The organism is Mycobacterium sp. 1245852.3 (assembly GCF_001669335.1).
GTDB lineage: Bacteria > Actinomycetota > Actinomycetes > Mycobacteriales > Mycobacteriaceae > Mycobacterium > Mycobacterium europaeum_A.
In genome coordinates, this window is sequence record NZ_LZLL01000362.1 from 1 (window position 1) to 7,605 (window position 7,605).

General features: G+C 66.8%; 9 protein-coding genes. 1 reads left to right on the top strand and 8 read right to left on the bottom strand.

Annotated features, from left to right (window positions below; translation table 11 throughout):
- Positions 1-59 precede the first annotated feature (59 nt).
- The 3 genes from A9W96_RS16080 to A9W96_RS16090 form a co-directional block, all read right to left on the bottom strand.
- A complete protein-coding gene (locus A9W96_RS16080) occupies positions 60-1,016 on the bottom strand; it encodes a serine/threonine-protein kinase (RefSeq protein ID WP_082972311.1) in 957 nt (318 codons plus the stop codon).
- 38 nt (positions 1,017-1,054) lie between these two features.
- Positions 1,055-3,097: a serine/threonine-protein kinase gene (locus A9W96_RS33145; protein ID WP_067141172.1), complete on the bottom strand. Its 2,043-nt coding sequence runs from the start codon at positions 3,095-3,097 to the stop codon at positions 1,055-1,057.
- A gap of 142 nt (positions 3,098-3,239) precedes the next feature.
- Positions 3,240-3,734 carry a hypothetical protein gene (locus tag A9W96_RS16090; RefSeq protein ID WP_067141175.1) on the bottom strand — a complete coding sequence of 165 codons (495 nt, stop codon included), beginning with the start codon at positions 3,732-3,734 and terminating at the stop codon, positions 3,240-3,242.
- Between the two features lie 114 nt (positions 3,735-3,848).
- Here A9W96_RS16090 and A9W96_RS31505 point away from each other — a divergent pair, with 114 nt between their 5' ends.
- Entirely contained in the window at positions 3,849-4,259 is a 411-nt protein-coding gene (locus A9W96_RS31505) for a hypothetical protein (protein ID WP_156765279.1), read from the top strand.
- Between the two features lie 319 nt (positions 4,260-4,578).
- Here the strand turns inward: A9W96_RS31505 and ligD are convergent, their stop codons facing one another.
- From ligD to A9W96_RS32220, 5 genes are all read right to left on the bottom strand, one after another.
- Positions 4,579-5,514 (bottom strand): non-homologous end-joining DNA ligase, encoded by a 936-nt coding sequence (gene ligD / locus A9W96_RS16100; protein ID WP_067141181.1) that lies wholly within the window; start codon positions 5,512-5,514, stop codon positions 4,579-4,581.
- A gap of 184 nt (positions 5,515-5,698) precedes the next feature.
- Complete coding sequence (locus A9W96_RS16105; RefSeq protein ID WP_067141184.1) at positions 5,699-5,890, bottom strand: hypothetical protein; 192 nt, start codon at positions 5,888-5,890, stop codon at positions 5,699-5,701.
- Positions 5,887-6,807: a discoidin domain-containing protein gene (locus tag A9W96_RS16110; RefSeq protein ID WP_067141186.1), complete on the bottom strand. Its 921-nt coding sequence runs from the start codon at positions 6,805-6,807 to the stop codon at positions 5,887-5,889. Before A9W96_RS16110 ends, A9W96_RS16105 begins: the two co-directional genes overlap by 4 nt.
- A gap of 3 nt (positions 6,808-6,810) precedes the next feature.
- A complete protein-coding gene (locus A9W96_RS16115; protein ID WP_067141189.1) occupies positions 6,811-7,194 on the bottom strand; it encodes a hypothetical protein in 384 nt (127 codons plus the stop codon).
- Positions 7,191-7,605: hypothetical protein (locus A9W96_RS32220; protein WP_231999706.1), on the bottom strand; the 415-nt coding region annotated here is incomplete at its 5' end. The genes A9W96_RS16115 and A9W96_RS32220, both read right to left, overlap by 4 nt.

Here is a 7,605-nt window from a genome sequence, read left to right on the forward strand (position 1 = left end):
CCCGTCCCGGATGCACGTTTCGTCGTCGGCGAGGGTGTCGCTATGCAGAACGATGCCGCCTACCTTGTCGCGGCCGGGGCGGCGAGGTGTGGTGGGGCGGCCGGGGCGGCCATCGTTGGATCGGCCGGTGGTGGAGCGGGCGCGGCAGGAATCTGCAGCGCCGTGCGTAGGGCTGCGGCGAAGTCGCTGCACCGGTTGAAGCGCTGTGCGGGATCTTTGGCTAGAGCGCGGGCGAAAACCGGGTCGGTGGCCGCCAGTCCTGGACGCAGGGCGCTCGGGCGTGGCGGCGCAGCGGTCAGGTGGGCTTTGATGACCGCGACGGGATTGGCACTGGGAAATGGTGGTGCGCCGGTGAGCAAGTGGTAGGCCGTCGCCGCCAGCGCGTATTGATCAGCGCGCCCATCGATCAGCTCGCCTCGAAGCTGTTCGGGCGCTGTGTAGTCGTAGGTGCCGCCCATCTTGGTTGTGGTGTCGGTCTGCAGGTTGGTGATCTGGGTGAGATCGGCGTCATCGGCGGCCGGTCGGGCGATGCCGAAGTCGGTGACCATGACCCGTGGGGCGCTGCCGTCCTCGGGGCGGCTGATCATGATGTTTTGCGGCTTGACGTCACGGTGCAGTAGGCCGCGATGATGCGCATAATCCAAGGCCTCCGCGGCCGCGCGGACCGCAGCGACCACCTCGGCGGGCGACAGTCCGGTTCCGCCGCGTTCGGCGAGCACCGCACCCAGATCGGGGCCGTTGACGTAGTCCATGGCGATCCAGAGCTGGCCGTCGAATTTTCCACGGTCGTGCACTCCGACGACATGCGGATGCCACAAGCCAGAGCTCTGGTCGGCTTCTCGATTGAATCGTTGCTCAAACCCGACGTCACCGGAGAGGTCGGCGCGCAGTACTTTGAGCGCTTCCAGCCGTGGTAGCCGTGGGTGACGAGCTAGATAGACCTCGCCCATCGCTCCGGCGCCGAGTCGCCGGAACACGGTGTAGCCGGCAAACTGGTCGTTCTCGCTCAAGGGCATGGAGGCCTACCTTCCCCTGTGGTTCGGCGGCGGGCGGTTCACGGATGGGTGGATGGGCTGCTGTACGTTGGCGGGTCCTGGCTTAGATCCACGGTCCCCGCCGCGGTGAAGATGTAACCGGCGGTCGCTGCGCCGTGGGCGTCGTTGTAGACCACTCTTCCGGACACCGTGACCAGCATGGTGGAGGGATCCAGCGCTAACTGCGCTTGGGAGAAATCGCCGGGGCCAGCCACCGACAGGGTGGGGTCACGGCTGCCCAGCCCGGCGCAGTCAGGTGGCGGCGCGACGCCGTGGTAGCAGTGATGCTGCAAGTTGTCGACGGCCGTCTTGGCGGCCTGCAGGCCGGTGGCGTTGAGCGTCACGATCGGCTGGATGCTGGGGCGCGCGGCGTTGCCGGTGAGCGCGTTGAGCAGCACTGGCGGTGCCTGAGCGGTGATGTCAACGAAGCGGTTGGACGACGAAACCACCAAAGCGCCTGGGAACACGGCGATCGGCGAGGTCCCATTGGTGGGCACGCCGGAGACCGCTACTGCCTTGAGGGCGGCATTGTCGACTCCTGGTGTGCCGAGGTCGACAGGCACGGTGGCGGTGTCGAGATTCCAGTCATTGCCGTGGCGGCGCACCGCGACTCGGGCCTGGGAAAGTGTCGGTCCGATCTGGGCTGAAAGCAGCACGTACTGAACGCTGTTGGGGTCGTCACTTGGCGCCGAGGGGGCTGAGGTGACCGCGAAGTTGGTGATCGGTGCGGCGGCCAGCTGGGCGTGCAACGTGTCGGCGGTGACCCACTGTGTGGTGATCGGGGCGGCTGCACTGAGCGCTAACGCTGCCGCTGCGTCCCCACGAGACAGCGCTTCTAGATAATGTCGACCGGTCTGCAGCGCGGCGTCTTTGGCTTGAGCGGCGTCGGAGGTCGCCGGCTTGGTGCCGCCGTGTGGGAGGGCGATGTACGCGATCAGTGCCGCGGCCGCCAGCACGGCGGCCCCGACCGCGAGCCGCACACGACGGAGGCGGCGCGCTGCGCTCGGCGATGGGGGCGCCGGGGCAGACGGGTGGGCCGGCCCAGCCGCGTGGCCGGGGGCGGCCGGTCGGGACAGGGTTGCATCACCCGGGGCGGGTGCCGCAAAGGGTCCTGAGCCGGTGCCCGATAGAGGATTTGGGTCGGCTGCGGCTGGTGTCCAGGGCCCAGGCGGCGCGGCGGCCACGGCAGGGCCCGCGTCGGTGTGCCCCGTTTGTTGGGTGCGCTGCAGCTGGCGTTGCAGCCCGGCGGCGAAGTCGGTGCAGCGCGCGAAGCGCTGGGCTGGGTCTTTGGCTAAGGCGCGCGCGAATACCGGATCGGTGGCGACCAGGTCGGGGCGTGTCGCCCCTGGAAGCGGCGGCGGTGCGGTCAGGTGTGCGCTGATGACGGCGACGGCGGGCAGGTTGGCATACATTTTGGTGCCGGTCAGCAGATAGTAGGCGGTCGCGGCAAGGGAGTATTGGTCTGCTCGGCCGTCTATGGCTGTGCCCATGAGTTGTTCGGGTGCGCTGTAGTTGACGGTGCCCAGCGCCATGTTGGTTTGGGTTAGGCCGGTGTCGTCATCGATGGGACGGGCGATGCCGAAGTCGCTCAACAGGATTCGGGGTGACGTGTTGTCCTCTGGCTGGGTGATCATGATGTTGGCTGGCTTGACGTCGCGGTGCAGCAGGCCGCGGTGGTGGGCGTAATCGAGGGCCTCCCCCACCGCGCTCACCACGGCTAGCGCCAGGTGCGCAGGCAGCCCTGTCGGGTAGCGCGTGCCGATTAGTTCGGCCAGGTCGGTGCCGTCGACATAGTCCATGGTGATCCACAGCTGGCCCTCGTATTCACCGCGGTCGTGCACCCCGACGATGTGGGGATGCCACAGGCCGCCTGCTAACTCCGCTTCACGGTTAAATCGTTGCTGGAACGCGGTGTTCGCCGAGAGGTCGGACCGCAGCACCTTGAGCGCTTCGAGTCGGGGAAAGCGTGGATGGCGGACTAGGTAGACATCCCCCATCCCGCCGCTGCCAAGTTGGCGCACGATTGTGTAGCCGGCGAATTGCCCGCCTTCGGTCAACGCCATGGGAAGACCTCACGGTGGCGGACGTCTGGCTGCGGCGATGTCAGTGCGACCGGTGAGGTGGACTGGGCGCCTCTGCGGGTAGTGATGCCGAAGTTGTGTCGATTGACGTCAATAGCGTTCAGAACAAGCGTGTTTGGTTGCGTCACCGGCCGATCACCTGGCTCGCTGTGGCGTGCAGGCGACGTCGCCTGCCGCCGCGAGGGTTACGGGCAGCCGTCCAGCGCTGCTGAAACGCTTTGACTGAGTCTCGGGTATAAAGGCGGCCCGCTGCGGTGCGAAGCACAGGTGCTGGAAAGTCGGGGTCTTCGGCTAGCTTTCCGGCGCGCTGACGTGACACTCCGAGTTCGCCGGCGATCTCGGTGACCCCGATCAGGTCGAGGTTCAGCGGTGCGGGGTGTTCGTGGTCTGCAACGAACTCTGCCGTGCTTTGCACAGAGAGGCGTGTCGGTCGCAGCCCGGTGGTCCTTGCGGCGGCACTCAAACCAGTTACGGTCGCCTCTTCGATCGTGCAGGCCTCGACCTCGAACGCCATCTGCAGGGAGCCGTTGTGCGGGTCGTAGGTCACCGCCGCATTGGATACGGCCGTGAGATCTGGCGCGGCTGTCGCGGCATAGCAGCATTGGACGGTCCAGGTCATGAGCTCGCAGTCCCTCCTCGATGCTTGCGCCGCCGGCCGCTACCCCTGGGAGACATCGTGCTGCATAACTGTTGACAGACGCAATAGTCCGGGGGGTCGCAGATTCCAGCGCTGATGACGACGGCGAAGCGAGAAACGCTGTCGCCTAGCCTGCGCGTGATGCAGGCTGCATCACATGTCGGCGGTGGACCGCATAATGCAGTGATGTGTGATGAGAGTGGTGGGCGGCCGGGCAGCGCGGTTGAGGCCTATCTGGAGGATGCGGCGCACGGGAAGCGGCACTTGTCTGTTGTCACAGGTGATTTGGAAACCAGTGAGGACGTCGCGCGGGTCGAGCAGCTCACCGCTGTGGCCTGGGCCGGCCGAGAAGGCGCACGCATGACGGCCTCCCGCGGTGGCAGCGACTACGTGACATTGGTGATCGACGGTCCGTCCGCCGGACAGTTCGTCGATGAGTTGGCGGCCCTAGCAATAGAGCTCAATCCGGGATTCTGGCGCATCTCACGCTCGGCGCGCCCATTCTGACGCCGGGCCAGGCGGCTCGCCCTGTCAAGTGGCGGCGCCGACATTGACCTCCAGCGACGGCCCCTTGGTGCGGAGGTGTTGCAAGAGACCGAGTGGGGGGTCGAAGGCGGCATCGCGAGCCGCGACGTCGGCGTCCCGGGCAGGCGACGGTTTACGGCGCCGATTTCCCACCTTCCCGGGGCCCCCCTAGAGTTTCGTCACGTGACGGCGGTCTTCGGGGCGGTCGGCGTTTCTCGGTTGGCGGTCTGCGTCCGTCCTCATCGGTGTTTTGGGCAGTCTCGTTGAATCAAAGCTTCGCAGTGTCTTTCGAGGTTGTGCATCACTCGGGGACACGGATGTGTGCAGGGTCGGTGCCGCGCAATCCTTTGAAGCTGGTGTGGCGAAGGCAGCGGCCGGCCACATACTCGCGGTAGGCGACTTCGCATACTAATTGGGGCTCGACCCAGCACACCCCGTTGGCCTCCACTGGATTGGCGGCGGGCGTGGTGGCGCGTGTGATTGGTTGGAGCATGGCGTAGACCTGGCGGCGGGTGGTGCTGCTGAATCCGGTTCCGACTTGTCCGACGATGATTAGGTCGCCGGCGTCGGTGTGGCCGGCCAGCAGCATCGAGCCGATACTGGTGCGTCCGCCTGGGCCGGCGGCGCGGCAGTAGCCCACGATGATCAGCTCGCAGGTTGGGCGGACGAGCGACTTGATCCACTGGGTGGTGCGGCCGGGCCGGTAGGGGGCGTCGAGCCGCTTGGCGACAATTCCCTCCATCTGGTGGTGGGCCGCGACCTCGAGCATGTCTGCCGGGGTCACCGCGGTCAGGGCGGGCGGAATGGTCAGCGTGGGCGACGTGTCGACGATCATGAGTGCGTCGAGCAGTTCGCGACGTTGGCTATAGCCGTGGGATGTGATGTCGCGGTTGTCGAGTGCTAGCAGGTCGAAAGCCAGCAGGCGGACGGGGACTTCGCGGAGCAGCTCGGGGTGTGGTCGGCGCTGCTGTGGCCAGCGGCGCTGCAGTCGAGTGAAGGATGGTCGGCCGGTCGGATCGACGGCGACGATCTCCCCGTCGAGGACGGCCTGGCGATCACCGATCGCGGCGGCCACGCCGGCGAGCTCGGGGAAGGTCCGCGACACGTCGGCGCCATTGCGGGTGAAGACCGTGACGTCGCCGTCCTGGATGCGGACGGTTGCTCTCTGGCCGTCGAATTTCCACTCGACGGCCCAGCCGTCCGCGCGTCGCGGCGGGGCCCCAAGGGTCGCCAGCATTGGCGCCCACGCTGGGTCTCGCACTGGCGTCTTGGTGGCCACCGGATCGACGGTACCTGCACAGGGCGGTGGTCCGTCCGGTCGCGCTTTCGTGTGATGATCCGGTGATGCAGGCTGCATCACGCGGCGACTCAGTGCGCGTGAACCGTGAACTCTAAGGCGACTTCGTCGGTAACGGTGCCGCTCACAGTGCTGCGGGCTTGAGGTCGTCGAGATCGAGCTCGGCTGTGGCTCGGCGGATGATGCCGTCGGGAACACCGAAGGTGGTGTGCAAGACATGGAAGACGGCCTCCACGGCGGAGTCGCCGTCGTAGTCGCCGGTGGTGCTTTTCCACACCACTTCGCCGTCGCGGCGGATCTGCACGTCATATTTCACGTCGGATGACTGCCTTCGGTGCCGATGAATTGAATCTCGCTGATAGCTACCGTGGTCACCTCATCGGGAGTCCCGGACGCGGTTGGGCTTGGGGCTGTGGATGCTTGAGGTGGATCAGAAGTCGCTTTGACGCGTATGAGTAGTTTGCTCACAGTCGCGGGCGGATTGAAGGTGATGAAGCGCCAATCCCTAGCTCCCGCGGTGTCGATGATGACGGGGTCGCGTTTGAGGTCCTTGGGAAACCACACCTCGAGTTGAGTGACGATGCGATGCTTGGACCATTGGTCGGAGCCGTCGGGAGCGGTGGCGTCGAAGCCGCCGATGACCCGCAGTTGGGTCAGGGTGACTTGGCGGCCGAAATCGACTTGAAGGGCCTGCCCGTCCTGGTTCTTGACCCGGGTGCACACCCAAGCGGTGTTGAAGTCGCCGTCAAAGGCCCGGTTGGCGTCGGAGTAGTTGGCGTCGCGCGGGCACAAGTCGCTGGCGGTAACCCCCTTGAGAATGGTGTCTTGCCGTAGCGGCGCCTGGGGTGGCGGTGGCGGTGCGGTCGCGGTCGGGGTGGTGATGTGTGGTTGCGGGTTGATGTCAGAGGTGAGGTAGTTGACGGCGGCCAGGGCCACCAGCAGGATCACGACGGCGGCCGCGGTAATGAATGCGGTGTGCATTCGGCGATCGGGTGGCACTCGTTTGTTGAACGCGCGCCCGCCGGCGCGCGCCGCGCGCCCGGACGCGTGAAGCGCGCTGGTGAGTAGGCCTGGCTTGTTCGACGGTTGACTGTCGCCGGGAGGGTCGTCGGGTGGCGGAGGTAGGCCGCGACGGGCGGGCCTGGTGGTTGTGCGTGGTGCGAGCGAGGCCAAGATGAGGCGCCCGTTTTCCCAGCCGTGGTCGGTGTGGAGGTCTTGGTCTGTGCTGCTCATGGGCTACAGGGTGTCGATGTCGATGGTGTTGTAGACGGCGTCGTGGGCGAGCTGCTGGCTGCTGCGTTCGGGTAGTGCCGGCAGGCTGTAGTCGGGTCGCAGCGTTGTCGCCGGCGTCGCCATGGGTGGGTCGCCGTAGTAGTGGTGATGGTGGTTGATCTGGGTCAAGTGGGGCCCGGGGCTGGCGGGCTTGGCGGGAGCGCGGCGGGGGTGGCGCCGGCGGCGAGTGCGGCGGAACAGGCCAGCGGCCACACGGGCTGCTGGCCAGGTGAACCAGAGCGTTGCGCACAGCAGAAGGCTGTAGCCGAGCGCGGCGTCTTCAGGGGCGCCGAAGAAGTGGACGGCGGCGCCGGTGAGCAGCACCGCGGCGATCAGAGCGCGTATCACGGTGAACCTCCGGGCGAAGTGGTGTGGATGTGGTGGGCTGCGGCGTCGCGGGTCAGCTCCGGGCTGTAGGTGATCAAGGTGTGGAGTTGGGGGCCGGCGGACAGGGCGGCAGCGATGTGTAGCGCGTCGGTGGTGCGGCTCGGGGCAGGGGCAAGCTCGATCGCGGCGTCGAGGAGCCGGTCGGTGACTGCGACGCTGTCTAGGCCGGCCAAGACGTGGTGTGCGTGCTCGGCGGCGTCGGGGTGAAAAGTGGCCACGGTGCGCATGACGTCGGCGCGGCTCAGGGCGCACGTGAACCAAGTGGTGTCGGTGCGGGAGCGCAGGTAGTCGGTGAGGGCCGGGGACTCGGGCGTCGTGGTGATGAGTTTCATGATGGCGGTGGGATCCAGGTAGATCACGGCGGCGGGGGCG